The 25,823-nt window shown below is 72.2% G+C and carries 25 protein-coding genes, 2 pseudogenes and 1 riboswitch; of the genes and pseudogenes, 22 read left to right on the top strand and 5 right to left on the bottom strand.

The features are described from left to right. Nucleotides 1–74: 74 nt before the first annotated feature. The 3 genes and pseudogenes from ABD067_RS22175 to purB form a co-directional block, all read right to left on the bottom strand. Nucleotides 75–347 (bottom strand): annotated as a pseudogene (locus tag ABD067_RS22175) (transposase); the annotation flags it as partial. A 145-nt stretch (nucleotides 348–492) separates the two neighbouring features. Further along, complete coding sequence (locus ABD067_RS22180; RefSeq protein ID WP_343897588.1) at nucleotides 493–840, bottom strand: hypothetical protein; 348 nt, start codon at nucleotides 838–840, stop codon at nucleotides 493–495. 88 nt (nucleotides 841–928) lie between these two features. After that, entirely contained in the window at nucleotides 929–2,266 is a 1,338-nt protein-coding gene (purB, locus tag ABD067_RS22185) for an adenylosuccinate lyase (protein ID WP_343897589.1), read from the bottom strand. Nucleotides 2,267–2,448: 182 nt separating this feature from the next. On the opposite strand from purB, the pseudogene ABD067_RS22190 reads away from it, so the two are divergent. The 6 genes and pseudogenes from ABD067_RS22190 to ABD067_RS22215 all read left to right on the top strand — a co-directional run. Continuing rightward, nucleotides 2,449–3,054: pseudogene (locus tag ABD067_RS22190) on the top strand (TerC family protein); the annotation flags it as partial. Between the two features lie 322 nt (nucleotides 3,055–3,376). Then, nucleotides 3,377–4,081 (top strand): hypothetical protein, encoded by a 705-nt coding sequence (locus tag ABD067_RS22195; protein ID WP_343897590.1) that lies wholly within the window; start codon nucleotides 3,377–3,379, stop codon nucleotides 4,079–4,081. A gap of 31 nt (nucleotides 4,082–4,112) precedes the next feature. Beyond that, nucleotides 4,113–5,015, top strand: coding sequence for a methyltransferase domain-containing protein (locus tag ABD067_RS22200; RefSeq protein WP_343897591.1), 903 nt, complete (start codon nucleotides 4,113–4,115; stop codon nucleotides 5,013–5,015). 134 nt (nucleotides 5,016–5,149) lie between these two features. After that, nucleotides 5,150–5,956 carry a type I methionyl aminopeptidase gene (gene map, locus ABD067_RS22205; protein WP_343897592.1) on the top strand — a complete coding sequence of 269 codons (807 nt, stop codon included), beginning with the start codon at nucleotides 5,150–5,152 and terminating at the stop codon, nucleotides 5,954–5,956. Nucleotides 5,957–6,166: 210 nt separating this feature from the next. Next, on the top strand, nucleotides 6,167–6,481 hold the full coding sequence (locus ABD067_RS22210) for a Mov34/MPN/PAD-1 family protein (RefSeq protein ID WP_343897593.1): 315 nt from the start codon (nucleotides 6,167–6,169) through the stop codon (nucleotides 6,479–6,481). Between the two features lie 269 nt (nucleotides 6,482–6,750). Next, nucleotides 6,751–7,458 (top strand): S1C family serine protease, encoded by a 708-nt coding sequence (locus ABD067_RS22215; protein WP_343897594.1) that lies wholly within the window; start codon nucleotides 6,751–6,753, stop codon nucleotides 7,456–7,458. Between the two features lie 301 nt (nucleotides 7,459–7,759). Here the strand turns inward: ABD067_RS22215 and ABD067_RS22220 are convergent, their stop codons facing one another. Next, complete coding sequence (locus ABD067_RS22220; protein WP_343897595.1) at nucleotides 7,760–8,059, bottom strand: DUF1622 domain-containing protein; 300 nt, start codon at nucleotides 8,057–8,059, stop codon at nucleotides 7,760–7,762. Between the two features lie 448 nt (nucleotides 8,060–8,507). Between ABD067_RS22220 and ABD067_RS22225 the strand changes: the two genes are divergently transcribed. The 5 genes from ABD067_RS22225 to ABD067_RS22245 all read left to right on the top strand — a co-directional run bounded on the left by ABD067_RS22225 (nucleotide 8,508) and on the right by ABD067_RS22245 (nucleotide 12,516). Further along, entirely contained in the window at nucleotides 8,508–9,140 is a 633-nt protein-coding gene (locus ABD067_RS22225; RefSeq protein ID WP_343897596.1) for a cysteine dioxygenase family protein, read from the top strand. Nucleotides 9,141–9,159: 19 nt separating this feature from the next. Beyond that, entirely contained in the window at nucleotides 9,160–10,761 is a 1,602-nt protein-coding gene (locus ABD067_RS22230) for a rhodanese-like domain-containing protein (protein WP_343897597.1), read from the top strand. An 11-nt stretch (nucleotides 10,762–10,772) separates the two neighbouring features. Next, nucleotides 10,773–11,579: a double zinc ribbon domain-containing protein gene (locus ABD067_RS22235; protein ID WP_343897598.1), complete on the top strand. Its 807-nt coding sequence runs from the start codon at nucleotides 10,773–10,775 to the stop codon at nucleotides 11,577–11,579. A 39-nt stretch (nucleotides 11,580–11,618) separates the two neighbouring features. Further along, on the top strand, nucleotides 11,619–11,876 hold the full coding sequence (grxC, locus tag ABD067_RS22240) for a glutaredoxin 3 (protein ID WP_343897599.1): 258 nt from the start codon (nucleotides 11,619–11,621) through the stop codon (nucleotides 11,874–11,876). Nucleotides 11,877–11,988: 112 nt separating this feature from the next. Further along, nucleotides 11,989–12,516, top strand: coding sequence for a DUF1178 family protein (locus ABD067_RS22245; RefSeq protein WP_343897600.1), 528 nt, complete (start codon nucleotides 11,989–11,991; stop codon nucleotides 12,514–12,516). A 269-nt stretch (nucleotides 12,517–12,785) separates the two neighbouring features. Here the strand turns inward: ABD067_RS22245 and ubiG are convergent, their stop codons facing one another. After that, nucleotides 12,786–13,592: a bifunctional 2-polyprenyl-6-hydroxyphenol methylase/3-demethylubiquinol 3-O-methyltransferase UbiG gene (gene ubiG / locus ABD067_RS22250; RefSeq protein WP_343897601.1), complete on the bottom strand. Its 807-nt coding sequence runs from the start codon at nucleotides 13,590–13,592 to the stop codon at nucleotides 12,786–12,788. Nucleotides 13,593–13,750: 158 nt separating this feature from the next. Here ubiG and ABD067_RS22255 point away from each other — a divergent pair, with 158 nt between their 5' ends. From ABD067_RS22255 to thiC, 11 genes are all read left to right on the top strand, one after another. Further along, a complete protein-coding gene (locus ABD067_RS22255; protein WP_343897602.1) occupies nucleotides 13,751–14,977 on the top strand; it encodes an aspartate kinase in 1,227 nt (408 codons plus the stop codon). Nucleotides 14,978–14,985: 8 nt separating this feature from the next. Next, nucleotides 14,986–16,053, top strand: a complete 1,068-nt coding sequence (locus ABD067_RS22260) for an NAD(P)H-dependent flavin oxidoreductase (RefSeq protein WP_408871587.1) — start codon at nucleotides 14,986–14,988, stop codon at nucleotides 16,051–16,053. 162 nt (nucleotides 16,054–16,215) lie between these two features. Continuing rightward, nucleotides 16,216–17,586: a GAF domain-containing sensor histidine kinase gene (locus ABD067_RS22265; RefSeq protein WP_343897603.1), complete on the top strand. Its 1,371-nt coding sequence runs from the start codon at nucleotides 16,216–16,218 to the stop codon at nucleotides 17,584–17,586. Nucleotides 17,587–17,757: 171 nt separating this feature from the next. Further along, on the top strand, nucleotides 17,758–18,906 hold the full coding sequence (gene ispG, locus ABD067_RS22270; RefSeq protein ID WP_343897604.1) for a flavodoxin-dependent (E)-4-hydroxy-3-methylbut-2-enyl-diphosphate synthase: 1,149 nt from the start codon (nucleotides 17,758–17,760) through the stop codon (nucleotides 18,904–18,906). A gap of 85 nt (nucleotides 18,907–18,991) precedes the next feature. Beyond that, nucleotides 18,992–19,225 carry an AbrB/MazE/SpoVT family DNA-binding domain-containing protein gene (locus ABD067_RS26515; protein WP_408871588.1) on the top strand — a complete coding sequence of 78 codons (234 nt, stop codon included), beginning with the start codon at nucleotides 18,992–18,994 and terminating at the stop codon, nucleotides 19,223–19,225. A gap of 105 nt (nucleotides 19,226–19,330) precedes the next feature. Further along, nucleotides 19,331–20,587, top strand: coding sequence for a histidine--tRNA ligase (gene hisS, locus ABD067_RS22275; RefSeq protein WP_343897605.1), 1,257 nt, complete (start codon nucleotides 19,331–19,333; stop codon nucleotides 20,585–20,587). After that, nucleotides 20,584–21,642: a peptide chain release factor 1 gene (prfA, locus tag ABD067_RS22280; RefSeq protein ID WP_343897606.1), complete on the top strand. Its 1,059-nt coding sequence runs from the start codon at nucleotides 20,584–20,586 to the stop codon at nucleotides 21,640–21,642. The genes hisS and prfA overlap by 4 nt, the downstream gene beginning before the upstream one ends. Then, a complete protein-coding gene (locus ABD067_RS22285; protein ID WP_343897607.1) occupies nucleotides 21,639–22,070 on the top strand; it encodes a nuclear transport factor 2 family protein in 432 nt (143 codons plus the stop codon). Before prfA ends, ABD067_RS22285 begins: the two co-directional genes overlap by 4 nt. Then, nucleotides 22,067–22,957 (top strand): peptide chain release factor N(5)-glutamine methyltransferase, encoded by an 891-nt coding sequence (gene prmC, locus ABD067_RS22290; RefSeq protein WP_343897608.1) that lies wholly within the window; start codon nucleotides 22,067–22,069, stop codon nucleotides 22,955–22,957. Before ABD067_RS22285 ends, prmC begins: the two co-directional genes overlap by 4 nt. A 256-nt stretch (nucleotides 22,958–23,213) precedes the next feature. Then, the gene (locus ABD067_RS22295; protein WP_343897609.1) at nucleotides 23,214–23,744 is read left to right on the top strand and encodes a DUF4167 domain-containing protein; all 531 of its coding nucleotides are present in this window, start codon (nucleotides 23,214–23,216) and stop codon (nucleotides 23,742–23,744) included. Between the two features lie 71 nt (nucleotides 23,745–23,815). Beyond that, nucleotides 23,816–23,925, top strand: a riboswitch (TPP riboswitch). Nucleotides 23,926–23,999: 74 nt separating this feature from the next. Continuing rightward, complete coding sequence (gene thiC, locus ABD067_RS22300) at nucleotides 24,000–25,823, top strand: phosphomethylpyrimidine synthase ThiC (RefSeq protein ID WP_456305261.1); 1,824 nt, start codon at nucleotides 24,000–24,002, stop codon at nucleotides 25,821–25,823.

Here is a 25,823-nt window from a genome sequence, read left to right on the forward strand (position 1 = left end):
CGCGTCGTCACCCACAGCCTCATGCTCCTCGCCGATGCGGCGTGAGCCTTTCAACAGAGCATTAGGCGCTCTTAGGCCGCCGCTTTTGCCAGGATGTCGCGCTCCTGGCGCAGTTGGCGGTTCTCGCGGCGCAGTCGGGCCAGCTCTTCCCGCTCCCCGGTGGTCAGGCCGTCGCCATGCTGGCCGCTGTCACGCTCGGCCTGCCGGACCCAGTTGCGGATCGCCTGCGCGGAGGGCTCGAACTCGCGTGCCAAATCCTCAGGCTCCCGCCCGGCCCGGACCAGCTCGACCATCTGCCGCCGGAAATCCGGCGGGTATGCGGGGTGAGTTCCGCCCGTCGTGGACACCTCCGACGAAAGCCTCGGGGGCTCCACGAAACCGGGTCAAGTCCAGTGGCGTGAGCGCGCTCTGAAGCGCCGGTAAGGGCGGCGCCCAAGGAAGTGCGTGCCACCCAGCGGAACACCCTCAGAGCGCGGCCAAGCCGGGGCGGCGCTACCGGATGAAGAGGCCGACGCCGGGCCCGGGCGGTATGCCGTAGGAACGCGGGGCCCCGTAGAAGCCGGTTGGCGGGGCGTAGAACGCCGGCGGGGGCGGGCGGTAGTAGACCGGCGGCGGCGCGCCGTAGAACACGCGCGGCGGCCGAGGCCGGTAGTACGGCCGCGGGGCGTAACCGTACCCGTAGCCGCCGTATCCGTAGTACGGGGCCGGCGCAGGCGGCGCGTAGTGCCGGTAGTAGTCGCGGCCGCGCCAACCGCCGTCGGCCTGTGCCGTCGCTGGCGCGAGGGACAAGCCGCCGAGCCCGACGGCGCCGGCCAGCAACAGGGACGAAAGCGCGCGCATCTCGCTCACACTCCTTCTTCAGGGAGCGGATATGGCCCTTCGTTGCGGCGGGACCGCGGCGGGAAAGCGTCGCGATCGGGCGCGCGCGTCACACCTCCGTGAAAACGCGGTCGAAGATGGCGTCCACGTGCATGAAATCGCGGATCGGCTCCATGGCGGCGTCCAGAGCCGCGGGCTCGAGCCGCGCGCGCACCGCGGGGTCGGCGAGCAGATGGTCGCGGAAGTTGGCCGCGCCCGGCGTGCCGAGCGCGTGCCAAGTGCGCATCGCCGCGGCCTGCACCGCGGCGTAGGCGTCCTCCCGACTCATGCCGGCTTGCGTCAGCGCGAGCAGCGCCTTCTGGCTGTGCACCACGCCGCCGAGCGCGTCGAGGTTCGCCTTCATGCGCTCCGGGTACACGACCAAGCGCTCCACCATGCCGGTCGCGCGCGCCAGGGCGAAGTCGAGCGCGATGGTGGCGTCCGGCGCGATCACCCGTTCCACGGACGAATGGCTGATGTCACGCTCGTGCCAGAGCGCCACGTTCTCCAGCGCCGGCACCAAGTGCGAGCGCACGAGGCGCGCGAGGCCGGTGAGGTTCTCGCTCAGCACCGGATTGCGCTTGTGGGGCATGGCGCTGCTGCCCTTCTGCCCCGGGTGGAAGAACTCTTCCGCTTCGCGCACCTCCGAGCGCTGGAGGTGGCGCACCTCCGTCGCAAGCCGCTCCACGCCCGACGCCGTCACCGCCAGCGCCGCGAAGAAGGCGGCGTGGCGGTCGCGCGGGATCACCTGAGTGCTCACCGGCTCGGCCCGGAGGCCCAGCCGCTCCGCCACGTAAGCCTCCACGCGCGGATGCACGGAGGCGAAGGTGCCCACGGGGCCGGAAATGGCGCAGGTCGCCACCTCGGCGCGTGCCGCGGCGACCCGTGCCCGGTTCCGCGCGAACTCGGCGTAGTGGCCGGCGAGCTTGAGGCCGAATGTGGTCGGCTCGGCGTGGATGCCGTGGCTGCGGCCGATGGTGGGCGTGAGCTTGTGCTCCAGCGCGCGCGCCTTCAGCGCCGACAGCAGCGCGTCGAGGTCGGTGACCAGAAGGTCGGCGGCGCGCGTGAGCTGCACCGCCAGGCAGGTGTCGAGCACGTCCGAGGAGGTCATGCCCTGGTGCATGAAGCGCGCGCTCTCGCCGATGCCCTCGGCCATCCAGGTGAGGAAGGCTATGACGTCGTGGCGGGTGGTGCGCTCGATCTCGTCGATGCGGGCCACGTCCGCGGCCGAGATCGCGGCGGCGCGCGGGCCGCCGCGCTCCCGTATGTCGCGCGCCGCCTCCGCCGGTATCGCACCGGCCTCCGCCATGGCCTCCGCGGCGAGCGCCTCGATCTCGAACCAGATTCGATAGCGCTCCTCGGGCGACCAGATCGCCGCCACTTCCGGGCGGGTGTAACGGGGAACCATCCGGGCCTCAAACGTTCGGGCGGCGCTGGCGCGCCTCCTCCTGCGGGAAGGACCGGGTTTGGACCGCGCGCGAGGCGATTGGCAAGGCGCCGCCCCGGCGCGGAAGGACCGGAGCGCAGGGTTGCCGAAGTCGTGCGGCTTAACTAATGGGCGTCGGCGCCGGCCCGAGGAAACGCCCCGTCATGCCCGAATGGCTGATACCGCTCGCACAAGTCCTGTTCATCGACATCGTCCTGGCCGGCGACAACGCCATCGTCGTGGGCATGGCGGCCGCCGGGCTCCCGCCCGACCAGCGCCGCACCGCCATCCTGCTCGGCATCGGCGCCGCCACCGTGATGCGCATCGGCTTCGCCGCCATCACCACGCAACTCCTCGCCATCGTGGGGCTCACGCTGGCGGGCGGCGTCTTGCTGCTCTGGGTGTGCTGGAAGATGTTCCGCGAGCTGCGCCACGGCGGTCACGACGAGGCGCACGGCGCCGAGGGGGCAGAAGGCGCGGGAATGCGGCGCAAGACGCTGCCGCAGGCGGTCACCCAGATCCTCGTGGCCGACATCTCCATGAGCCTCGACAACGTCCTGGCGGTGGCGGGCGCGGCCAAGGACCACCTTTGGGTGCTGGTCTTCGGCCTCGCCATCTCGGTGGTGTTGATGGGCGTGGCCGCGTCGCTCATCGCCAACCTTCTGAACAGGCACCGCTGGATCGCCTGGGTGGGCCTGCTGGTGATCCTCTACGTCGCGGTGGAGATGGTCTACCACGGCACGCAGCAGGTCGCGAGCGAGGTGCCCGGCGCTTACGCCTACCTGTTCCTGCCGCTCGGCTATTTAGCGTTGCCGGGCGTGTTCCCGATTTGGATGTGGGCGGCGGTGACGCTGGCGCAGGTGGCGGTTTACACACTGGTGGCGACCCTCATCGTCCAAGCCGTACGCAGCATCACGGAGCCGTCGTCGTCGGAGCGGCGGGCGGCCGACGATGGGCCGCGGCTACATGTGCCGCCGGTGCACGCGCCGCCGGAGCGTGGCTGAGGCCGGCCTGTCGGTTGCTGGCGCGGAGCGGAACGGCTTTCCCCGTCGAGCCCCGCCGTCCTTGGCGATCCCCAGCAGCGATTTCGAGATGAGCCAAGGAAAGGCGGCCCGTGACGGACGGCGTGGCGGCGGCCCACCCTCGGCGGCGCCCGCCGCGACCGCGAAAGGCGTCGCCCGCGCGGGAACGGTCGTTTCCTGGACGCTCGCCGGCTTCGCCACGGCCGCGGTGACGCTCGGCGGGTGCACCGCGGTGGCGCCCACGCCGCTGGGGGCCTCAGCGGCCGGCTTGGGCGCCACGGCCGCCCGCCTGCCGGACTCCGCCGCCGGCTTCGTCCGGACGGCGTCGCGGCCGGCCGCCGGTCGCGGCGACGCGGAGGGCCTCGAGGTCGCCTACTCCACGGCGGGCGGCCCGCCGACCGCCGCGGCGACGGTGGAATTGCTGGCGGACGGCACCGCGGCCCCGGCGGCGCTGGACGCCGCGCTCGCCGAGGCGCTGCGCCCGGGACCGGTGCGCCGGATGCGCGAAGCCGGGCGGTTCACAGTCGCGGTTCGGGGCAAAGGCGCGGCATCGGCGCCGCCTCTGTTCTGCGCCGAAACCGAAGGGCGCTACGGTCGGGAGCGGGTGGCGGGGCTGGTCTGCGCCGGCCGCGCCAGCGGGGCGCTGTTGCGGATCAGGGTCACGATGCCGGCGCGGCAGCCGCCGCCCGGCGACGCGCGCGCCTTCGTGGAGGCCGTCGCCGTCAGCCTGTCCGGCCCGGCCAGCGCCGCTGCCGCCGCGACACGGCCGGGGTGACTTGGGGCGCCGCCGCGACCACATGCGGCCGATGCCCACGACCGCCGCCGACCCCATGCGGATCTTCGACCGGCGCTTGGTCCGGCTGCGGCGGGAGCGCGCTGCCGCCACGGTTGGCCGGGTGGCGCCGGTGCTGGACGCGGCCGCGGACCGCTTGCTTGATCGGCTGGACGACACCACCCGTCGCTTCTCCCGCGCGTTGGACCTGGGCGGCCGCGGCGTGGTGGCGCCGCGGTTGCGCGCGCGCGGCATCGGCTTCGTGGTACCGATGGATCTGTCGGGGCGCATGGCGGCCCTGTCGGGCGGCCCCGCGTTGGCCGGCGACGAGGAGTGGCTGCCCTTCGCCCCGGAGAGCTTCGACCTAGTGGTGGCAAACCTGGCGCTCCATTGGGTGAACGACCTGCCGGGTGCGCTGGTCCAAGTCCGACGCTGCCTGCGGCCGGACGGGCTGTTCCTGGCGTCGCTACCCGGCCTCGGCACGCTGGGGCCGTTGCGTGAGGCGCTGGCCTCGGCCGAAACGGAGCTGCGGGGCGGCGTTTCGCCGCGCGTCTCGCCATTCCCGGAGTTGCAGGACATGGCCGCTTTGCTACAGCGGGCCGGCTTCGCGCTGCCGGTAGCGGACGCGGAGGAGCTTCCGCTCGCCTACCGGACGCCGGCCGCGCTGCTGGCAGACCTCCGCGACGCGGGCGAGACGAACGCGGTGCTCGCCCGCGATGGGCGGCCGCCGCCGCGGGCGTTGCTGCCGATGGCGCTGGGCAACCTGCCCGACGCCGGGCCGGAGGGCGTCAGGCCGGTGCTGCGGCTGTTGACCATCACCGGTTGGGCGCCGCATGAGAGCCAGTCCAAGCCGGCGCGGCCCGGCAGCGCCACGGCCCGTTTGGCGGACGCCTTGGGCGTCGAGGAGCGGAGCGCGGGGGAAAGGGCCGGGCGCTGACCTTGGCTTTGACCGGGGCGCCGCGGGCGGGCGGCACCGGAACGGCCGCCGGTCCGGCCGTCGTCCGCCTTGCAACCGGGGGAACCGGCGCGCATCTTGCACCGCGACGCCTTGGCCAGGACCAGCCCAGCACCATGGAGCAGCAGGGCGGCGACACTCGCCGCATCACCATCTACAAGCCCGAGGATTTCGAGGGCATGCGCCGCGCCGGCCGCCTCGCGGCCGAAACGCTCGACATGATCACGCACCACGTCCAGCCCGGCGTCACCACGGGCGAGCTGGACCAACTGTGCCACGACTTCATGGTGTCCCATGGCGCGGTGCCGGCGACGCTGGGCTACCGCGGCTACACCAAGTCGAGCTGCACCTCCGTCAACCACGTGGTCTGCCACGGCATCCCCGGCGAGCGGGTGCTGGTGGACGGCGACATCCTGAACATCGACGTCACGGTGATCCTCGACGGCTGGTTCGGCGACACCTCCCGCATGTTCGTCGCCGGCACGCCGCCGACCCGCGCGCGCCTGCTGCTCGACGTGACCTACGAGGCGCTAATGCGCGGCGTGGCGGCCGCCAAGCCCGGGGCGACGCTCGGCGACATCGGCCACGCCATCCAGGGCGTGGTGGAGCGCAACCGCTTCTCCGTGGTGCGGGACTTCTGCGGCCACGGCATCGGCCGCCGCTTCCACGAACCGCCCAACGTGCTGCACTTCGGCCGTCCCGGCGAAGGCCCGGTGCTGCGGCCGGGCATGTTCTTCACCATCGAGCCCATGGTGAACGCCGGCCGCGCCGACGTGAAGATCCTGGAAGACGGCTGGACGGCGGTGACGCGGGACCGCAGCCTTTCCGCGCAGTTCGAGCACATGGTCGGCATAACCGAAACCGGCGTGGAGGTGTTCACCATCTCCCCGGCCGGCCTGCACCGGCCGCCGTACCGTCTCTGAACGACCCGGCGACCGGCTTTATTTCTACTTCGGACCGATGTAGCTTCGCGACGTCTGGCGGCGGAGTCGAGCGGGCATGGATGGTTCGCAGCGGGGAAGGCCGCGGCAGAGGGGCTGTTCTGGGGCGACTTGCCGACCAGCGTCGCCACGAGCGGCCGCGCGGCGACACCAAGCTACCAAGGCCACCGCGCGCGGTTGCGGTGGCCGTCGGTGGACGGCAGCCCGAACGCCCTGTTGGACCGCGAACTCCTCGAAATGGTGCTGTTCCTCGACTTGCCGCGCCGCCACACCAAGCCGATGACGCCCGCGTCGATGCACCGCTTCGGCGGGTTCGCCGACGCCATCGCCGCGCCGGCGGGCGAGTTGGATGCTGTGCCGGGGTTCGGCGACGCGGGCGTGACGGCGTTGAAGGTTCTGGAGGCCGTGGAGGCCGCGACGGCAGCGGTGCTTGGCATCGTGGTCCACGAGCTTTTGGTCGTCGGCCGCCGGCGGCACGCCCCGATCCGGCGGGAAGGGCTGTTGTGATGTTCCCGCCCCGTCCTGTTGACCCATGCCGCACGCCGCCGCAGGTCTCCCGCATGCGCCGTCCCCGACCCGACTCCGTCGCCGCGGGCGGTCTCCTGGCGGCCCTGGCTCTGTGCGTCGCCGCGCCCGGGGCGCTGGCCCAGAAGCCGCTGCCGCTCGAGTCGGCCGGACCCTCGGCCGAAGCCAAGTTTCCGACGGCGATCCCTGCGGCGCCGCCAGCGACCGCCGGCCCGGCGACCGGGCCCGGCACAGGGACGAAGCCGCCGCCCTTGCCGCCGGGCGGCAGTCCCTTCGGGCGCGCCCCGAACGGGGGCGGGCAGGACGGCGGGGGTGGTGGCAGACGGCCGGCGTCCTCCGGCACCGGCTTCGTGGTCGCGGCCGGGCGGGTGCTGACCAACGACCACGTCGCCCAGGGTTGCGCCGAGGTGCGGGTGCGGACGGCTGGCGGCCGCGAGCTGACCGCGACGCTCACGGCGTCCGACCGGAACAGCGATCTCGCGCTGCTGACCGTGCAGGGCGACCCCGGGCCGCCGCTCCCCTTTCGCTCCGGCCCGGAACTGCGCCGGGGCGAGGAAGTCGTGACCTACGGCTTCCCCCTCGCAGGACTTCTTTCCTCCGGCCCCACGTTGACCACGGGGGAGGTTTCGGCGCTGTCCGGGCTGCGCGACAACCCGCGGCAGTTCCAGATCAGCGCGCCGGTGCAGCCCGGCAACTCGGGCGGTCCGCTCCTGGACCGCAGCGGCAACGTGGTCGGCGTTGTGGTTTCAAAGCTGAACGCGCAGAACGTGGCGCGCAGGACTGGCGACATCCCGCAGAACGTGAATTTCGCTATCAAGGGCACGCAAGCGATGGAGTTCCTGCGCCGCAACGGCGTGCAGCCGCGCCTGGCCCACAGCGCCGGCCAGCCCCCGCGCGGCGCCGCCGAGGTGGGCGAGGCGGTCCATCCGTCCACCGTGTTCCTGCGTTGCATGCGGTAAGGGCAGGGCTCAAAGATCGCGCCCTGCGGCCCCGACCTCTCGGCCTCTTCCAAAGCCGCCTGCTCCGCCGCGAAGGCGTGCTTCGGCCTGCCCGCGGCGCGAGGGTACGGAGAAGGCGGCGATCCGGTCCCAGGCCACCAGGGCGAACGTCTTCGGCAGGGTGGCTCTGGCGTCGATGCCTAGCCCAGCACCGCGCCGCCCGCGGCAGCCGCTCCCGTTCCGGTCCGCCGCCTTGCGCGAGGGCGCCATCGGCGGCCTTGATCAGCGCCGTGGACGCGTGTGCGCCGTGGCTGCAGGCATCTCAGCCCTGTCCCGCCGAGGCCGCGGCCGGCGGCCGATGCGGCGTGCCGGCGCTCCGCACGCCCTCCTGGTGGAGGGCAGCCGTTTCGATCTCCCGTTGGAGGAAGAAGTTCAGCAGGGTCCGAAGCGTGGCGATGGCCGCGAGCTTGCCGATGTCCTCCCAGGAGGGCGCGATGGCCGTGCGCAGGATGTCGGCGGCCAGCGCGAACTCCAAGGCCACCGCGAGCCAACGCGCGAGTCGAAGCCGCACCGCCTCCTTTTCCACGTCCGGCATCGCCGGCCGGGCGAAGAAGACCACCACCGCCCGCGCTGCCGCCTCGGCCGAGGCGGCAGCGCGACGACCAGCACGGCCGCGGCCTCCACCGCAACGGCCACCCACTCGGTCCAGGATTTGAACAGCTCTTCCATGCGTGTTCCGCCCTCCGCCGTCGCCACTCCGGCCGCAACGGGGCCGAAGGCGGCGGGATCACCGGCCGCACCGCTCGTTACGGACGTGCCGATCCGCGATGCCGCGGAGCGCTCCGCGTAGGGAAACGCTCGCGTTGCCGGAACGGAATGGGTACACTCCGCAGCCGACGCCGGAACCGCTGCTGCGCCCCGGCGACGGCCAGCGAAGGCGGCTGAGGAAGCAAGATGGTGGGCGAGTGAGGCAATAAGGCGGTGCCGAGCGGGTCCGGACCTTCCGCGGGTTCGGCGCCGCAAGCGCTCAAAGCTAAGTGTTGCCTGAGGAACGTCCGGGGAGAACGACCATGAACGCCACCGACGCGAACACCGTCCGCGCCGCGGCCGTCGCCGCCGCCGTGGGCCGCATCCGCGACATCGAGGCCGCACAAGGCGTCACCCGCCCGGCGCTGGAAGCCATCCAGGGGGAGCTGATGCTGCTCGCCCGGCAGGAGCACCTCTTCCCCACATCGGAGTTCCCGCCGCCGCCCGGCGGGGAAAAGGGCGCCAACCGCTACCTTCTGCACGAGGACCCGGGCAACCGCTTCGCGCTGTACCTGAACGCGTTGAACCCGGGCAACGAGACCCGTCCGCACGACCACACCACCTGGGCGGTGGTGGTGGCCGTCGAAGGGCAGGAGCTGAACCGGGTGTACGAGCGGTTGGACGACGGCGCCGACCCGGAGCGCTGCTCCATCCACCTCCGCGCGGAGGTGATGGTGGAGCCGGGCCGCGGCATCTGCCTGATGCCGGACGACATCCACTCCATCCACACCGTCGGGGCCGTGCCGACGCGTCACCTGCACATGTACGGCCTGGCGCTCGAAAGGCTGGAGGACCGCAAGGCCTTCGACGTGGAAAGCGGCCGGGTGATCCCGTACAACCGCAACTTCATGAAGGGCAACGCGACGCCGGCCGCGGGGCCGTCGCCGGAAAGGTGAGGGCGCCCGCCACGCCGCCATGCGACGCATAGACGCGCCGACCCTCAAGGGCTGGATCGGGGACGGCCGCGAGTTGGCCATCCTGGACGCCCGCGAAGAGGGCGAGTTCGGCCGCTCCCACCTGTTCTGGGCCAACCCGTGCCCGCTGTCGCGCGCCGAGGTGCGGGCGCGGGCGGTGCTGCCGCGCCGCCCCGTCCGCGTCTGCTGCGTGGACGGGGGCGAGGGCGGCTTGGCAGAGCGCTTGGCGGCCCACTTGGAAGGGGTCGGCTGTTCCGACGTCTCGGTGCTGGACGGCGGCACGCCAGCCTGGAACGCGGCCGGCTACGTGCTGTTCTCCGGCGTCAATGTGCCTTCCAAAGCCTTTGGCGAGTGGGTCGAGCACGAATACGGTACGCCGTCCGTCGACCCGGCCGAGTTGGACGCCATGATGCGTTCCGGCGCGGACATGGTGGTTCTGGACAGCCGGCCGATGGACGAGTTCCGCCGCATGTCCATCCCCAGCGCCACGAACGTGCCGGGCGGGGAGCTGGTGTACCGCATCGGCGCCCTGGCGCCGCGGCCCGAAACGACGCTGGTGGTGAACTGCGCCGGCCGCACGCGCTCCATCATGGGCGCGGAATCGCTCCGCTCGGCGGGCGTGCCGAACCGGGTGGTGGCGTTGCGCAACGGCACGATGGGGTGGGAGCTGGCCGGGTTCCGCTGCGCGCGCGGCGGGACGGCGAGTTTCCCGCCCGGCGTCCCGGACGGCGCGGCGCTGGCGCGGGAGCGCGCGGCGGGCTTCGCCGCGGCGCGCGGCGTGCGCGAAGTGGCGGACGCGACGGCACTGCGAGGGCTGCTGACCGACCGTGAACGCACGGCGTACCTGCTCGACGTGCGCGACCCCGCCGAGTACGCGGCCGGCCGGCTCCCGGGCAGCCGTACGGCGCCCGGCGGGCAACTCGTCCAAGCGACGGACCGCTGGATCGCGGTCCGCGGCGCCCGGGTCGTGCTGGTGGACGACGACGGCGTCCGCGCCCGAATGGCCGGAGGTTGGCTCCGTGAAATGGGCGGTGGCTGGGAAGTCCACGCCTACACCGCCCGGCCGGAAGACCTGACCGAGCGCGGCCCGCCGCGCCCGGCCGAGTGCCCGGAAGCGGCGGCGGTGCCGGCGGTGGCGATCGCCCCGGCGGAGCTGTCGGCCTTGCTGGCGTCCGGCGGCGCGGAGGTGGTGCAGCTTTCGCGCTCCCTGGGGTTCCGCGAAGCCCACATCCCCGGCGCGCGCTGGGGCGTGCGGACCCGGCTGGCGGCGCTGGCGCCGTTCAACGCCGAAGGGCGCCCGTTAGTGATCGCCGCCGATGACGAGTGGGTGGCGCGGCTGGCGGTGCCAGAACTGCGCGGCCTGACCATGGCGCCGGTCCGGGTCCTGGAAGGCGGGATGGCGGCGTGGCGGGCGGCGGGGCTGCCGCTCAGAGCCGACCGGCACATGCCCACCGACTCCGAATGCGTGGATGCCTACCTCCGCCCCTACGACCGCAACGAGGGTGTGGAAGAGGCGATGCGGGAGTACCTCTGCTGGGAGGTCGACTTGGTTCGAGAGGTCGCGCGCGACGGCGACGCGCGGTTCGGCGGGGCGCGCGTTTGAGCGGCCCGGCCGTGCGATGGCCGTTGGCGATGGCGCGCGCGGGCGGCGTGCTGGTGGCGCGCGGCTTCCTCGATGCGCTGCTGCCCCCGCACTGCTTGTTGTGCGAGGCGGCGGTGGACGCGCAAGGCTCGTTCTGCGCCGGTTGCTTCGGTGGCCTGTCCTTCGTCACCGAGCCCTGCTGCGCCCGGTGCGGCGTGCCGCTACCTCGGCGCGCTGCGGCGGCCGCGACGGCCATAGCGGGCCGTGGCCTCCTTTGCCCGGGCTGCGCCGATCGGCCGCCGCCCTTCGAGGCGGCGCGTGCGGCGTTCCGCTACGACGCGGGATCGCAACGTTTGATCCTGCCCTTCAAGAACGGCGACCGGACGGAGCTGGCCGCGCCGCTGGCCCGGCACATGGCGCGCGCCGGCGCCGCACTGCTGGCACGGGCGGACCTGTTGGCGCCGGTGCCCTTGCACCCCCGCCGGTTGCTGGCGCGGCGCTACAACCAAGCGGCGCTCCTGGCGGGTCGACTGGCGCGCACGGCCGGGAAGCCGCACCTTCCCGACCTTTTGCGCCGCCGGCGCGCCACGCCGCCGCTGGGCGAGGCGGGCGCGGCGGAGCGGGCGGCGCTGGTTGCGGGAGCCTTTTCGGTGTCCCGGCGCGGGGCGGCGCGGGTCGCCGGCCGCCGGGTGCTGCTGGTGGACGACGTGCTGACCTCGGGCGCCACGACCGGGGCCTGCGCCGAAGCCCTCCTTGCCGCCGGTGCCGCGGCTGTGGACGTGCTGGCGGCGGCGCGGGTGCCCGATCCCAGGCTGGAAGCGGCCTCGGCCAAGCGGTGAACGCTTGATCCCCTTGGCCGGGCGGACAATCTGCTGCCCATGCCCAAAGTGGAAATCTACACCACCCCTTTCTGCCCTTACTGCGACCGCGCGAAGGCGTTGCTGGCGCGGAAGGGCGTCCATTTCGAGGAGTTGGACGCCCCGCACGGCTCGGCCGCGCGCCGCTCCGCCATCGAGCGCTCCGGCGGGCGGACCACCGTGCCGCAGATCTTCATCGGCGGCCGTTCAATCGGCGGTTCCGACGAGTTGGCGGCGTTGGACCGGGCCGGGAAGCTGGAAGCACTCCTCGCCACGTGACGGACCCGGCTACCGTTGGCGAAACAATATTTCCGTGCTGGCACTCGCTGCGCGGGACTGCCAACCTATATGCTTCCTCAGTTCGGCTCTCAGCCGGTCACAGGAAGGATAGATGATCCACTACCAGTTGCGTTGCGCCAGCGGTCACGACTTCGACGGCTGGTTCCGTGACAGCGGCGCCTTCGACACCCAGGCCAAGGCTGGTTTTGTGGAATGCCCGACCTGCGGCGCCACCGATGTAGCAAAGCGCCTGATGGCCCCGGCCATCCCGAAAAAGGGCGCGCGCCGCCGCAAGGAGGTCATGGCGTCGGCCACCGAAGAAGCCGCCTCTGCTCCGGAGCCGCGAGCGCCTGCCGAGGCGCCCGGAGGCGGCATGGTGTCCGGGCCTATCCCCGCGCAACTGGTGGCCTTGCTGCAACGGATGCGGGGCGAGGTGGAACGCAACTGCGAGTACGTCGGCCCGAAGTTTGCCGAAGCCGCCCGGCGTCTGCACAAACGGCAGCAGGAAGGCGGCCAGGCCGAGGGGCAGTCCAACCCGCGCGGCATCTACGGCGAGGCCACCGACGCCGAGGCCGAGGCGCTCCGGGACGAGGGGATCGACGTCGCTCGCATCCCCTGGATACAACGCGCGGACGGCTGACGGCCTTCCATAAGGCGGCTCGGGCGAACCGAGCCCAGTCGGGAGGTGCGGGGACGGGACGATGCCGGCGCGTGGCAGGCCGCTCCGGGTCCAAGGGTCTTTCGACAAGCGGGGTTTGACTTCCCGTTCGTCCCGCCTTCCCTCCGGCGACCCGACGAGGAGCACGCTGCCCTTCCCCCGCGATGCCGTTCATAAACGCGTCAAGGGCAGCCCGACCTAGCCGACGCCCCATAGGCGCTACGCCGTACCGAGCCTTCCGCGCGGCCGGATCACCGCGAAGGGCTTCTCCATCCTGGGTCCCTTGGTGCCGTCGTGGCGGCCTCGGCCCCGCCGCACACCGCCAGGGCGATGTAGTTGACGCCGAGGTCGCGGCTGGGGTGCCAGCGGCCGGACAGCACGTCGAAGGACAGGCCGGCGATGTCGGCGACCCGCAGGCCCGCGCCGCGCAGATCCGCGCCCAACTCGGCTGGGCGGACGAACATGCGCCAGTCATGGGTGCCGGCCGGGAGCAGCCGCAGCACGTACTCGGCGCCGACCTTGGCGAAGAGCAGGCTGCGCGTGGTCCGGTTGAGGGTGGACAGGAAAAGCAACCCTCCCGGCCGCAGCAGGGCCGCCAAGTGTCGGCAGAAGGCGGCGCGGTCGGACACGTGTTCGATCACCTCCAAGGCCAGGATGGCGTCGAAGGGCGGCTCGCCCGCCGCCAACATCGCTTCCGGCGTGCCCTGGCGGTAGGCGACGGAAAGACCCGACTTCCTCGCATGGGCCTTGGCGGCGCCCAGCACCTCCGCTGCGGCATCCAGGCCGGTGACGTCGGCGCCAGCACGTGCCAGGGCCTCGCTCGCCAATCCGGCGCCGCAGCCGACGTCCAGCACCCGCAGCCCGGCCAACGGCTTGGGCGCGTCCGGGTCGCGGCGGTTGGCCCTGGCGAGGCGCTCGATGATCCAGCCCATGCGCGCCGGATTCATGGCGTGGAGCGGCGCCATCGGGCCGCGCGGGTCCCACCAGCGGGCGGCGAACCGGTCGAATTTGGCGATCTCCGAGCCAATGGCCGTGCCGCCGCCCACCCCAACCGCCATGCCACACCCTTTCATCGTTCCGGGCCCTGTCATCCACCCCATGTTGCGGTGCGGCGACGGGGTCGGTATCTGTGCACGCTGTATTTGCAACGTCGGCCGGCCGCCGCAACCGCGCGGCGTGACCGGGGCAGCGCCGACGGGACGGAACGCCGAGAGCCATGGCCCGAATCGTGATGAAGTTCGGCGGCACCTCCGTCGCCGACCTCGACCGCATCCGCACCGTCGCGGGCCGGGTGAAGCGCGAGGTGGAAGCGGGGAACCAGGTCGCCGTGGTGGTGTCCGCCATGGCCGGGGCGACCAACCAGCTCGTCAGGTGGTGCCAGGACCTGTCGCCGCTGCACGACGCGCGGGAGTACGACACGGTGGTCGCCACCGGCGAGCAGGTGACGATCGGGCTGCTGGCCATCGCTTTGCAGGCCGTCGGCGTCGAGGCCCGCTCCTGGCAGGGCTGGCAGGTGCCGATATTGACCGACAGCGCCCACGGCAAGGCGCGCGTGGAGGGCATCGACGGCTCCGAGCTGGTCCGGCGCATGGAGGCGGGGCAGGTGCCGGTGGTGGCCGGCTTCCAGGGCGTCGAGCCCGAGCGGAACCGGGTGACGACGCTGGGCCGCGGCGGCTCGGACCTCTCGGCCGTGGCCTTGGCGGCGGCGCTGAAGGCGGACCGTTGCGACATCTACACGGACGTGGACGGCATCTACACCACGGACCCGCGCATCGTGCCCCGGGCGCGCAAGCTGGAGCGCGTCTCCTACGAGGAGATGCTGGAACTGGCCTCCGTGGGCGCCAAGGTGTTGCAGACGCGCTCCGTGGAACTGGCGATGAAGCAGCGGGTCCGGGTGCAGGTGCTCTCCTCCTTCGAGGACAAGCCCGGCTCCCTGGTGGTGGACGAGGACGAGATCGTGGAACAGCCCCTGGTGAGCGGCATCGCCTATTCCCGCGACGACGCCAAGGTGACGCTCCGGCGGGTGCCGGACCGGCCCGGCGTCGCGGCCCGCGTGTTCGACGCGCTCGCGGGGGCGAACGTGAACGTGGACATGATCGTCCAGAACGTAGGCGCGGACGGCACCACCGACATGACCTTCACCGTCGGCAAGGCCGACCTGGCCCGGGCGCAGGACGTGCTGGGCCGGGTGCGGGAGGAGCTGGGCTACGAGGCCCTGCTGGCCGACCCGGAGGTGGCGAAGATCAGCGTGGTCGGCATCGGGATGCGCAGCCACGCCGGCGTGGCGACCACGATGTTCCGCGCCTTGGCGGAGAAGGGCATCAACATCCAGGTCATTTCCACGAGCGAGATCAAGGTGAGCGTGCTGGTGGGCGCGGAATACACGGAGCTGGCGGTCCGGGCGCTGCACACCGCCTACGGCCTCGACGGGCCGGCGGGGTGACGATGGCCATGGACGCGCTCCCGACGATGACGGCGGCCGGCGAGGCCGCCCACCCCCCGGCCGCGGCCCGCGCCGAGCTGGACCGGTTGATGGCACGCGGGGCGGCCTTCCTGGGCAGCCGCTACGCCGTGATGGGCGGGGCCATGAGCTGGGTGAGCGAGCGCCATTTGGTGGCGGCGCTCTCCAACGCCGGCGCCTTCGGCGTGATCGCCAACGGCGCCATGGAACCGGACCGCTTGGCCGAGGAGATCGCCGGCACCCAGGCGCTCACCGACAAGCCCTTCGGCGTGAACCTCATCACCATGCACCCGCGGCTCGACGCGCTGGTGGACGCCTGCCTGGCGGCGCGGGTCGGGCACATCGTCTTCGCCGGCGGCATCCCGCCCGGCGCCGCCATCCGCCGCGCCAAGGAGGGCGGGGCCAAGGTGGTGTGCTTCGCGCCGGCCTTGTCGCTCGCCAAGCGGCTGGTCCGCGCCGGCGCGGACGCGTTGGTCATCGAGGGCTCGGAGGCAGGCGGGCACATCGGGCCGGTGAGCCTCAACGTGCTGGCGCAGGAGATCCTGCCGCACGTGACGGAGGTGCCCGTGTTCGTGGCCGGCGGCATCGGCCGGGGCGAGGCGATCCTGGCTTTCCTGGAAATGGGCGCGGCCGGCGTGCAACTCGGCACACGTTTCGTCTGCGCTAACGAGAGCATCGCCCACCCGCGCTTCAAACATGCCTTCATCCGTGGCGCGGCACGGGACGCGGTGCCGACCGTGCAACTCGACGAACGCTTCCCGGTGATCCCGGTGCGGGCGCTGCAGAACGCGGGCACGCGGCGGTTCATGGACCACCAAGCGGCGGTGCTGGCGCGCTTCACGGCGGGCGAGGTCTCCAAGGAAGCGGCGCAGTTGGAGATCGAGCACTTCTGGGCCGGCGCGCTGCGGCGGGCGGTGATCGACGGCGACGTGGAGAACGGCAGCCTGATGGCCGGCCAGTCCATCGGCATGGTCACGCGCGAGGAGCCGGCGGCGGCGATCCTGGAGGAGCTGATGGCGCAAGCGGCCGCGGCTATCTCGGCGCGACGGGGCGGCTAGGGCTCCCCGCCGCGCCGCGCGAGCCCGTCGCGCCGGTACGCACACCGCCGGGAACGCCACCGGAAAGAACGCCCGGCGCGCGCGGACGCGGGGATTGATCGTCCTCGCCGCTGCGCCGATAACCCCCACGCACGGCGGATGATCCGCCGCGTGGGGACGCCGATGAACGCCGATCAGACGACGGCCGCCGATGGCGCACCAGGGACGGACGCGGCCGTCCGGAACGAAGCCCGCTTGGCGGCGCTTTGGCGGACCGGCCTCCTCGACACCCCGCCCGAGGAGGTGTTCGACCGCCTGACGCGGCTCGCCGGCCGCCTGCTCGGCGCGCCCGTCATCCTGGTGTCCCTCGTCGAAGCCGACCGCCAGTTCTTCAAAAGCGCGGTCGGCTTGCCCGAGCCTTGGGCCACGCGGCGGCAAACGCCGCTCTCGCATTCCTTCTGCCAGCATGTCGTGGCCACTGGCGCGCCGCTTAGGATCGCGGACGCGCGCGAGGACCCATTGGTTTGCGACAACCTCGCCGTGCCCGACATCGGTGTCGTGGCCTATCTCGGGATGCCGCTCGCCACCGCCGACGGCCAGGTGCTCGGATCGCTTTGCGCCATCGACACCAAGCCGCGGAACTGGACGGCGGAAGACGCCGCCGCGCTGCGCGACTTGGCCTCCTTGGCCATGAGCGAGATGTCGCTGCGCGGCCTCGCCCTGGAACTCGAGGCTTGGCTCCGAGAGGAGGCCGCCGCGCGCGAAGCGGTGCGGGCCCGGATGGCGCGGGCACGGCGGCTGGAGGCGCTGGGACAGCTCGCCGGCGGCGTCGCGCACGACTTCGCCAATGTGCTGCAGGCCGTGCAAGGCGGCGTCCGCTTGGCGGCCGGGCGCCTGGACCGGGATCCCGCCGCCGCCCGCAACCTGCTCGACATGGTCGGCGGCGCGGCGAACCGCGGCGCTTCCGTTACACGCCGCTTGCTCGCCTTCGCCCGGCGGGGGGAACTGGGCGTTGCGCGGGTGAATCTCGTGGAACTCCTCGACGGCCTGGAGGAGATGCTGGCGCACACCATGAACGCGCCCGGCCTGCGTGTCGTCGTCGAGACGGAGCCTGGGTTGCCGCCGGTGCTGGCCGATCAAGGCGAGCTGGAAACGGTGCTGGTGAACCTCGCCACGAACGCGCGGGACGCCATGCCACGGGGCGGGACGTTCACCGTAGGGGCCGCGGTCGAGACGGTCGCGGACGGCGCCGTGCCGCACCCGGCCCGGCTGCGGCTTGGCCGCTACGTCCGGCTTTCGGCCATGGACACCGGCGTCGGCATGGACGCCGGAACGCTGGCGAACGCGGCCGAAGCCTTTTTCACCACCAAGCCGGAAGGCGAAGGCAGGGGCCTCGGCTTGGCCATGGCCCGCGAATTTGCCGAGCAAGCGGGGGGCGGGTTCGCCGTGGCGAGCGAGCCCGGGCGGGGGACGACCGTAACCTTCTGGCTGCCCGATGCGGAGGAGACCGGGGGAAATCCGGCCCGGTCGGCGCCCGAAGCCGGGAAGAGGTAAGAGCCGATGCCCTGGGCGCCGCTTGTTCCCGCCTTTGCGGCGACAGGCCGGGATCGGCCGATCGCAGTCCTGTGACAACCGCGCCCGCCCGCCTACGAAACGGGCGCCGCCGGTTGGGTCGGGGCGCCGGGCCTGCCATATTCCGGGCGAGCCACTGGGATTGTGAGGCGCATGAGCTACCGGCCATACCAGCAGATCGCCCGCAGGGCGTCCCGCCAGATCCGGGTGGGCAAGGTCCTCGTCGGCGGCGACGCGCCGATCAGCGTGCAGACCATGACCAACACGCCCACCGAGGACGCGGTGGCCACCATCGCCCAGATTCGCAAGTCTGAGGTCGCGGGGGTGGACATCGTCCGCGTGTCCTGCCCGACGCCGGAGAGCACGGCGGCGCTGGCCGAGATCGTGCGCGAGGTGAACGTGCCGGTCGTGGCCGACATCCACTTCCACTACAAGCGGGCGATCGAGGCGGCGAAGGCCGGCGCGGCCTGCCTCCGCATCAACCCGGGCAACATCGGCAGCGCCGACCGTGTGAAGGAGGTGGTCAAGGCGGCGCGGGACCATGGCTGCTCCATCCGCATCGGCGTCAACGCCGGCAGCCTGGAGCGGCACCTGCTGGAGAAATACGGGGAGCCGAACCCGGAAGCGCTGGTTGAGAGCGCGCTCTGGCACGCGGCGCACCTGCAGGACAACGACTTCCACGAGTTCAAGATCAGCGTGAAGGCGAGCGACGTGTTCCTGGCGGTCGCGGCCTACACCCAGCTCGCCGAGGTTTGCGACCACCCTCTGCACATCGGCATCACCGAGGCAGGGGGGAAACGCACCGGCACGGTGAAGAGCGCGATCGGCCTCGGCAACCTGCTCTGGGCCGGCATCGGCGACACCCTGCGCGTCTCCCTCTCGGCCGAGCCGGAGGAGGAGGTGCACGTCGGCTGGGAGATGCTGAAGTCGCTGGGCCTTCGGCACCGCGGCGTGAAGATCATCTCCTGCCCGTCTTGCGCCCGGCAGGGCTTCGACGTCATCAGGACGGTGGCGACCCTGGAAGACCGGCTGGCGCACATCGAGACGCCGATCACGCTGTCCATCATCGGCTGCGTGGTGAACGGGCCGGGCGAGGCGCTGATGACCGACCTTGGCCTGACCGGCGGCGGCGCCGGTCGGCACATGGTTTACGCGGCGGGCCGGCAAGACCACACGGTGGACGGCGACCGGATGGTGGACCACTTGGTCGCACTGGTGGAACGCCGGGCGGCGCAGATCCAGGCGGAGGAGGAAGCCGCCAAGCGCGCAGCGGCTGAGGCGCAGGCCCAGGCGGCGGAGTAGACGACCGCACCTCGTGTCCCCTAGCTGCCAACGCTAGGTAAAACCAGTGAGCAGAAAGGCATCACCTCGGGGCTGGCCGGTGACGGTGAAGGACCAAGTCACCATTCCGAAGCCCTTGCGCGACCACCTGCGCTTGGCTCCAGGCGACCACCTGGAGTTCGAGATCCTGCCCGACGGCCGGGCGCAGATCCGCAAGGCCGAAGCGGAATCCGGCCCGCCGCCCGATCGTTTCGCGCGCTTGGTGGGCCGTGCCTCGGCAGGCCTCACCCGGACTTTTTCGTCGGCGCGCACGCCGAGGTCGCCGGGGTGCGCGTGCTGACCCGGGACGGGAGCCGTTACCGCAGGTACTTTCCCGGGTTGGTCCTCATCGCTCCGCCCTGAGCCCTTGCCGCGCGCCGCTTCCGCGGGCTAACGCCCCTTCGCCATGCCCCCTACAGCCCTGCAACCCGTCCGCGGCACGCGCGACCTCATCGGCGAGGAGCAGCGCCGCCACCAGCGCGTGGTGGACACGGCGCGCCGGATCGCCGCCCTTTACGGCTTCGAGGAGTGGGCCACGCCCGTGTTCGAGGACACGCGCGTCTTTTCCCGCGGCCTGGGCGACACCTCGGACGTCGTGTCCAAGGAGATGTACACCTTCACCGACCGCGGCGGCGACAGCATCACGCTGCGGCCGGAGAACACGGCTGGGGTGTGCCGGGCGCTGGTGAGCAACGGGCTCGCGCAGGCCGGGCTGCCGCGCAAGGTGTTCTACGCCGGGCCGATGTTCCGCTACGAGCGGCCGCAGAAGGGGCGCTACCGGCAGTTCCACCAGATCGGGATAGAGGTGTTGGGCGCCGCCGAGCCGCTGGCCGACGCGGAGTGCATAGCCTGCGGCTGGCACATCCAGCAGGAACTGGGCATCGCCGAAGGCACGGTGCTGGAGGTGAACACGCTCGGCGACGCGGAAAGCGCGGCGGCCTACCGGGCGGCGTTGGTGGCCTACTTCGCCGGCCACAAGGACCGGCTCTCCGCGGACAGCCAGGTCCGGCTGGAGAAGAACCCGCTCCGCATCCTCGACAGCAAGGACGCAGGCGACCGCGCCCTGTTGACCGAAGCGCCGACCATCTTCGAACACCTGACCCCGGCGGCGGCGGCCTTCTTCGAAGCGGTGACGCGCCACCTGGATCGCTTCGGCGTCCCGGCGCGGCGGAACCCGCGCATCGTGCGTGGCCTCGATTACTACAGCCACACCGCGTTCGAGTTCGTCACCGACCGGCTCGGCGCGCAGGGCACCGTCATGGCGGGCGGGCGCTATGACGGGCTGGTGGAGGAGATGGGCGGGCCGCCCACCCCTTCTGTCGGCTGGGCCGCCGGGGTGGAGCGGCTGGCGCTGCTGCTGGAAGCGGGGGGGCTCACCCCCGCGGTGCCCCGGCCGGTGGCGGTGATCCCGGTCGGCGAGGCGGCGGAAGGGCCGGCGCTCGACGTGGCGCAGGCGCTGCGCCGCGCCGGTGTGGTGGCGGAGATGGCTTACAAGGGCAACCTCAAGCGGCGGATGGAGCGCGCCAACCGCTCCGGGGCGCTGGCCGCAGTCATCATCGGCGACGCGGAGCTGGCGGAAGGCGTGGCGCAGCTCCGCGACCTCGACGCCGGCACGCAAGAAACGGTGCCGCTCGCCGAAGTGCCGGGGCGGCTCGCGCCGTGAGCATCGCCGACAAGCTCGACCGGGTGCTCACCCGCGTCGAGGAGATCAAGCACCTGCTCTCCACCGCCGACGGCGGCCAATTCGGGGCGCTCTCCAAGGAGCTGGCGGAACTGGAGCCGGTGGCCGAGAAGGTGCAGGTGCTCCGCGCCGCCGAGCGGGCGCGGGACGAGGCGGAAGCCATGCTGGCCGACCCGGAACTGCGGGAGCTGGCCGAATCGGAGTATTTCGAGCAGCGCGACCTGGTGCCGGTCCTGGAGCGCGAGCTGCGCCTCATGCTGCTGCCGCGCGACGCGGCGGACGAGCGCAGCGCCATCCTGGAGGTCCGCCCGGCCGCGGGCGGCGACGAGGCGGCGCTGTTCGCGGCCGAGCTGTTCCGCGCCTACCAGCGCTACGCCGAAGGCAAGCGCTGGCGCTTCGAGGTGCTGGAGTACGACGAGAGCGACCTCGGCGGCGTGCGCGGCGCCACCGCCGAGATCGAGGGTAAGGGCGTCTTCGCCCGGCTGAAGTTCGAGAGCGGCGTCCACCGCGTCCAGCGCGTCCCGGCCACCGAGACGCAGGGCCGCATCCACACCTCCACCGTCACCGTCGCGGTGCTGCCGCAGGCGGAGGAGGTGGACGTGCAGATCAACGAGGGCGACCTTCGGATAGATACCTACCGGGCCTCCGGCGCCGGCGGGCAGCACGTGAACAAGACGGACAGCGCCGTCCGCATCACCCACCTGCCGACCGGCGTGGCGGTGGCGATGCAGGAGGAGAAGTCGCAGCACAAGAACCGCGCCAAGGCGATGAAGGTGCTGCGCGCCCGGCTGTTCGAGGCGGAGCGGAGCCGCGTGGACGCGACCCGCGCCGCTGACCGCAAGAGCCAGGTCGGCACCGGCGACCGCAGCGAGCGCATCCGCACCTACAACTTTCCCCAGGGCCGCGTCACCGACCACCGCATCGGCCTGACCCTCCACAAGATCGACCGGGTGATGCTGGGCGACTTGGACGAACTGGTCGACGCCTTGTCTGCCGAGGAGCAGGCGGCGCTGCTGGCGGCGGCCGAGGGCGAATGACACCCGCCGTCCAGCCGGAGCGGGACGGCCCCGGCGCCCTCGTCCGCCGCTTCTACGCCGTCAGCGCGGAGGGGGGTGATCCGGAAGCCTTGCGCCCCCTACTCGCGCCGGACGTGAACTGGGTCGAGCCGGACGTCGGTGCCCACATGGGCCGTTTGACGGGCGCCGGGGCGGTTCTCGACATGATCCGCCGCGCGCAGGCGGCCGCCGGCGGCACCTTCCGCTTGGCCGTGGCGGAAACCGTCGAAACCCGAACCCATTGCGCCGCCCTGATCGCCTGGTCGGCCGAGCGCGACGGGCGCACCATCCGCGGGCGCGAGTTGGCGGTGTTCGGCGTCGCGGGCGGCCGGATCGCATCGGTGACCTTCCACCCGGAGGACATCGCGGACGACCGGGCCTTCTGGGGCGAGGCGGGGCCGCGGAGGTGAGCGCCGCCGTCGCCTGTGCCGACCCGGAGGGCACGGTGGGCGCCTTCCTGTGCCGCGCCGGCCAACGCCTCCGCGCCGCCGCCATCGAGATGCCGAGGCTCGAAGCGCGGCTGATGCTGGCGCACGCGATGGGGTGCCGCACCGAAGACTTGCTGCGCGACCCGCGGACGCCGGTCCCGCCCGCGGCGGCGCTGCGCTTCGCCGGGTTGCTCGAGCGCCGGCTCGGCCGCGAGCCGATGGCGCGCCTGCTCGGCGCGGCGGAATTCTGGTCGTTGCCCTTCGCCGTGTCCCCCGCCACCCTCGTGCCGCGGCCGGACACGGAAACGCTGATCGAGGCGGCGTTGGCGGCTTTTCCGGAACGGGGCGCGCCGCGGCGGGTGCTGGACCTCGGCACCGGCACGGGTTGCCTGTTGCTCGCCGCCTTGTCCGAGTTCCCGGAGGCCAAGGGCGTCGGCGTGGACGCGGTGCCCGAGGCGGCGCTGCTGGCGCGGCGCAACGCAGCCGCGCTCGGAATGGGTGGCCGGACGGTCTTTCTGGCGGGATCCTGGGGCGCGGCGCTGGGCGACTGCCCTTTCGATCTCATCCTGTCCAACCCGCCTTACGTGGAGGCGGGCGCGATCCCGGGACTGGCGCCCGAGGTCGCGCTGCACGAACCTCGCTCGGCGCTGGACGGCGGCGCCGACGGTCTGGGCGCTTACCGGGCGCTCTTGCCGGAAATCCGGCGGCTGCTCGCGCCGGGCGGCCGGGCGGTGGTCGAGTTGGGGCAGGGGCAGCGCGGGCCCGTCGAGGCCATCGCGGCCGGCAGCGGCCTTCGGACGCTGTGCTGCCGGGCGGACCTCGGCGGCGTGGACAGGGCGCTGGTCCTCGCGGCGCCCGCCGGGATTTGAGCCGCCGGCCGCCTCTGGACGCGTCAACAAAAAAACCATTTGGCGGGCGGCCTCCGCGCTATTAAGTTCCAGCCAAGGGTTCGCTCAGTGGCCGGCTTCGGCCGGCGTTGCTTGCGAGCGTTCCCGTGATGCGGTGGCGCCCGTGCGCGGCACGGCTCCGCGTGGCACGTTACAGATCGGTCGCATTGATAGGGCACGTCCGGAATACCCCGCGTGCCGGGGCGGCCATGGCTGCGAGACAATAGACATAGCACTCATGAACAACATGAAACGCATGCGCGGCCGCAACCACCGGCATGGTGGCGGCGGCGGCGGAGGGGGCGGTGGTGGAGGCGGCGGCTACCGCCAGAGCGGCCACCAGCCCATGAACCGTAGCCACGTGTTCGACTCCAACGGGCCGGACATGCGGTTGCGCGGCACGGCGCAGCAACTCTTCGAGAAGTACCTCCAGCTCGGCCGCGACGCGACCGGCTCGGGCGACCGAGTGACGGCGGAAGGCTACTTTCAACACGCCGAGCACTATTTCCGCATCCTGAACGCCATGAGCCAAGCGCAGGGCGGCGGCCACCACCAACAGCAGCAGCGGCGTTTCCAGACCCCGTCCGAGCCTGCGGGCGCAGAGGGGCCTGACGGAACCGACGACCAGCCCGAGTCCCAGAGCCAGGGCAACGGCGCCCAGCAGGGCCATGCTCCCCAGGGCAACGGCCACCAAGCCAACGGCCATGCGCCCGAGCAGGACGCGGCGGACAGCGAAGGGCCGTCCGCGGACAACCGCGAACCGGCCTGACGAACCCGGCCTCCGCCGCATGGGGGCGGTGGTCGCGCGTTGACACGCCACCACGTCGGACGCAGCATCCCGGACGTTCCAAGGGGCGCCCCAGCAGGGGCTGAGATGCGGCTATCCGCGCCGTGACCCTTTGAACCTGATCCGGGTCGTGCCGGCGTAGGGACAGGAACACTCGGGCGTCGCTCCGCGCGGCGCTCAACCGTCCGGCGTCGGCCCGGATCTCCATTCGAGGGGAGATCCAAGGTGCCCGACACGATTCCTGTTGCTTTCAAGCCCGGCGACCTGCCCGACGTCACGACCGGACCCTTGCCGGCGTCCCGCAAGGTCCACGCGCCGGGCACGCTCCACCCGACGTTGCGCGTCGCCATGCGGGAGATCGCGGTGTCGGGCGGCGAGCCGCCGGTGCGCGTCTACGACACCTCCGGCCCCTACACCGATCCCGGGCAGCGCGTCGACATCCGCCAAGGACTGCCCGAACTGCGCCGCGAGTGGATCGAGGCTCGCGGCGACGTGGAGCGCCACGCCGGGCGCGAAACCCGGCCGGAGGACGACGGGCTCAAGCCGGGCGAGGCGCGCAAGGTGCCGCTGTTCGACCGCGCCGACCGGCTGCCTTTGCGCGGCAAGCCGGGCCGGACGGTGACGCAGCTCGCCTACGCCCGCGCCGGCGTCGTCACGCCGGAGATGGAGTACGTGGCCATCCGGGAGAACCTGGGGCGGGCGCGGCTCCGCGAGGCGGCGAAGCGGGACGGCGAGAGCTTCGGCGCCGCCATCCCCGATCACGTCACGCCCGAGTTCGTGCGCGACGAGGTGGCCCGCGGCCGGGCCATCATCCCGAACAACGTCAACCACCCGGAAAGCGAGCCGATGGCGATCGGCCGCAACTTCCTGGTCAAGATCAACGCCAACATCGGCAACTCGGCCGTCACCTCCGGCGTGGCGGAGGAGGTGGACAAGCTGGTCTGGGCCATCCGCTGGGGCGCGGACACGGTGATGGACCTCTCCACCGGCCGCAACATCCACACCACGCGGGAATGGATCATCCGCAACTCGCCGGTGCCGATCGGCACGGTGCCGATCTACCAAGCGCTGGAGAAGGTCAACGGCAAGGCCGAGGACCTCTCCTGGGAGGTGTTCCGCGACACGCTGATTGAGCAGGCGGAGCAGGGGGTGGATTACTTCACCATCCACGCCGGAGTCCGGCTCGCGCATGTGCCGCTGACGGCGGAGCGCGTCACCGGCATCGTCTCCCGCGGCGGCTCCATCATGGCGAAGTGGTGCCTGGCGCACCACCGCGAGAGCTTCCTCTACGAGCGTTTCGAGGAGATCTGCGAGATCATGAAGGCCTACGACGTGGCCTTCTCGCTCGGCGACGGCCTGCGCCCGGGCTCCATCGCCGACGCCAACGACGCGGCGCAATTCGCGGAGCTGGAAACGCTCGGCGAACTGACGAAGGTCGCCTGGAAGCACGACGTGCAGACCATGATCGAAGGCCCCGGCCACGTGCCGATGCACAAGATCAAGGTCAACATGGAGAAGCAGCTCGAAGAGTGCGGCGAGGCGCCGTTCTACACCCTCGGGCCGCTCACCACCGACATCGCGCCCGGTTACGACCACATCACCTCGGGCATCGGCGCCGCCATGATCGGCTGGTTCGGCTGCGCCATGCTCTGCTACGTGACGCCGAAGGAGCACTTGGGGCTGCCGGACCGGGACGACGTGAAGACCGGCGTGATCACCTACAAGATCGCGGCGCACGCGGCCGATCTGGCGAAGGGCCACCCGGCGGCGCAGGAGCGGGACGACGCGCTGTCCCGCGCCCGCTTCGAGTTCCGTTGGCGGGACCAGTTCAACCTATCGCTCGACCCCGAGACGGCGGAGAAGTTCCACGACCAGACCCTGCCGGCCGAAGGCGCCAAGCTGGCGCACTTCTGCTCCATGTGCGGGCCGAAGTTCTGCTCCATGAAGATCAGCCAGGAGGTGCGCGACGCGGCGCGGAAGGGCATGGATGAAATGTCGGACACCTTCCGGGCCAATGGCGGCCAGATCTACGTGGCGCCGGAGCCGCGCGCCGGCGGCTGA

The sequence above is a fragment of the Craurococcus roseus genome (genome assembly GCF_039523795.1).
In the GTDB taxonomy this organism is placed as follows: domain Bacteria; phylum Pseudomonadota; class Alphaproteobacteria; order Acetobacterales; family Acetobacteraceae; genus Craurococcus; species Craurococcus roseus.

Bases quoted from the DNA above. Each gene is read 5' to 3' on its own strand.
- ABD067_RS22285 (WP_343897607.1), top strand. From the start codon at position 21,639: ATGACACCCGCCGTCCAGCCGGAGCGGGACGGCCCCGGCGCCCTCGTC.
- ABD067_RS22195 (WP_343897590.1), top strand. From the start codon at position 3,377: ATGAGCCAAGGAAAGGCGGCCCGTGACGGACGGCGTGGCGGCGGCCCA.
- ABD067_RS22245 (WP_343897600.1), top strand. From the start codon at position 11,989: ATGATCCACTACCAGTTGCGTTGCGCCAGCGGTCACGACTTCGACGGC.
- ispG (WP_343897604.1), top strand. From the start codon at position 17,758: ATGAGCTACCGGCCATACCAGCAGATCGCCCGCAGGGCGTCCCGCCAG.
- ubiG (WP_343897601.1), bottom strand. From the start codon at position 13,592: ATGGCGGTTGGGGTGGGCGGCGGCACGGCCATTGGCTCGGAGATCGCC.
- hisS (WP_343897605.1), top strand. From the start codon at position 19,331: ATGCCCCCTACAGCCCTGCAACCCGTCCGCGGCACGCGCGACCTCATC.
- map (WP_343897592.1), top strand. From the start codon at position 5,150: ATGGAGCAGCAGGGCGGCGACACTCGCCGCATCACCATCTACAAGCCC.
- ABD067_RS22265 (WP_343897603.1), top strand. From the start codon at position 16,216: ATGAACGCCGATCAGACGACGGCCGCCGATGGCGCACCAGGGACGGAC.
- ABD067_RS22260 (WP_408871587.1), top strand. From the start codon at position 14,986: ATGGACGCGCTCCCGACGATGACGGCGGCCGGCGAGGCCGCCCACCCC.
- ABD067_RS22225 (WP_343897596.1), top strand. From the start codon at position 8,508: ATGAACGCCACCGACGCGAACACCGTCCGCGCCGCGGCCGTCGCCGCC.
- grxC (WP_343897599.1), top strand. From the start codon at position 11,619: ATGCCCAAAGTGGAAATCTACACCACCCCTTTCTGCCCTTACTGCGAC.
- ABD067_RS22200 (WP_343897591.1), top strand. From the start codon at position 4,113: ATGCCCACGACCGCCGCCGACCCCATGCGGATCTTCGACCGGCGCTTG.
- ABD067_RS22180 (WP_343897588.1), bottom strand. From the start codon at position 840: ATGCGCGCGCTTTCGTCCCTGTTGCTGGCCGGCGCCGTCGGGCTCGGC.
- ABD067_RS22230 (WP_343897597.1), top strand. From the start codon at position 9,160: ATGCGACGCATAGACGCGCCGACCCTCAAGGGCTGGATCGGGGACGGC.
- ABD067_RS22295 (WP_343897609.1), top strand. From the start codon at position 23,214: ATGAACAACATGAAACGCATGCGCGGCCGCAACCACCGGCATGGTGGC.
- purB (WP_343897589.1), bottom strand. From the start codon at position 2,266: ATGGTTCCCCGTTACACCCGCCCGGAAGTGGCGGCGATCTGGTCGCCC.
- ABD067_RS22255 (WP_343897602.1), top strand. From the start codon at position 13,751: ATGGCCCGAATCGTGATGAAGTTCGGCGGCACCTCCGTCGCCGACCTC.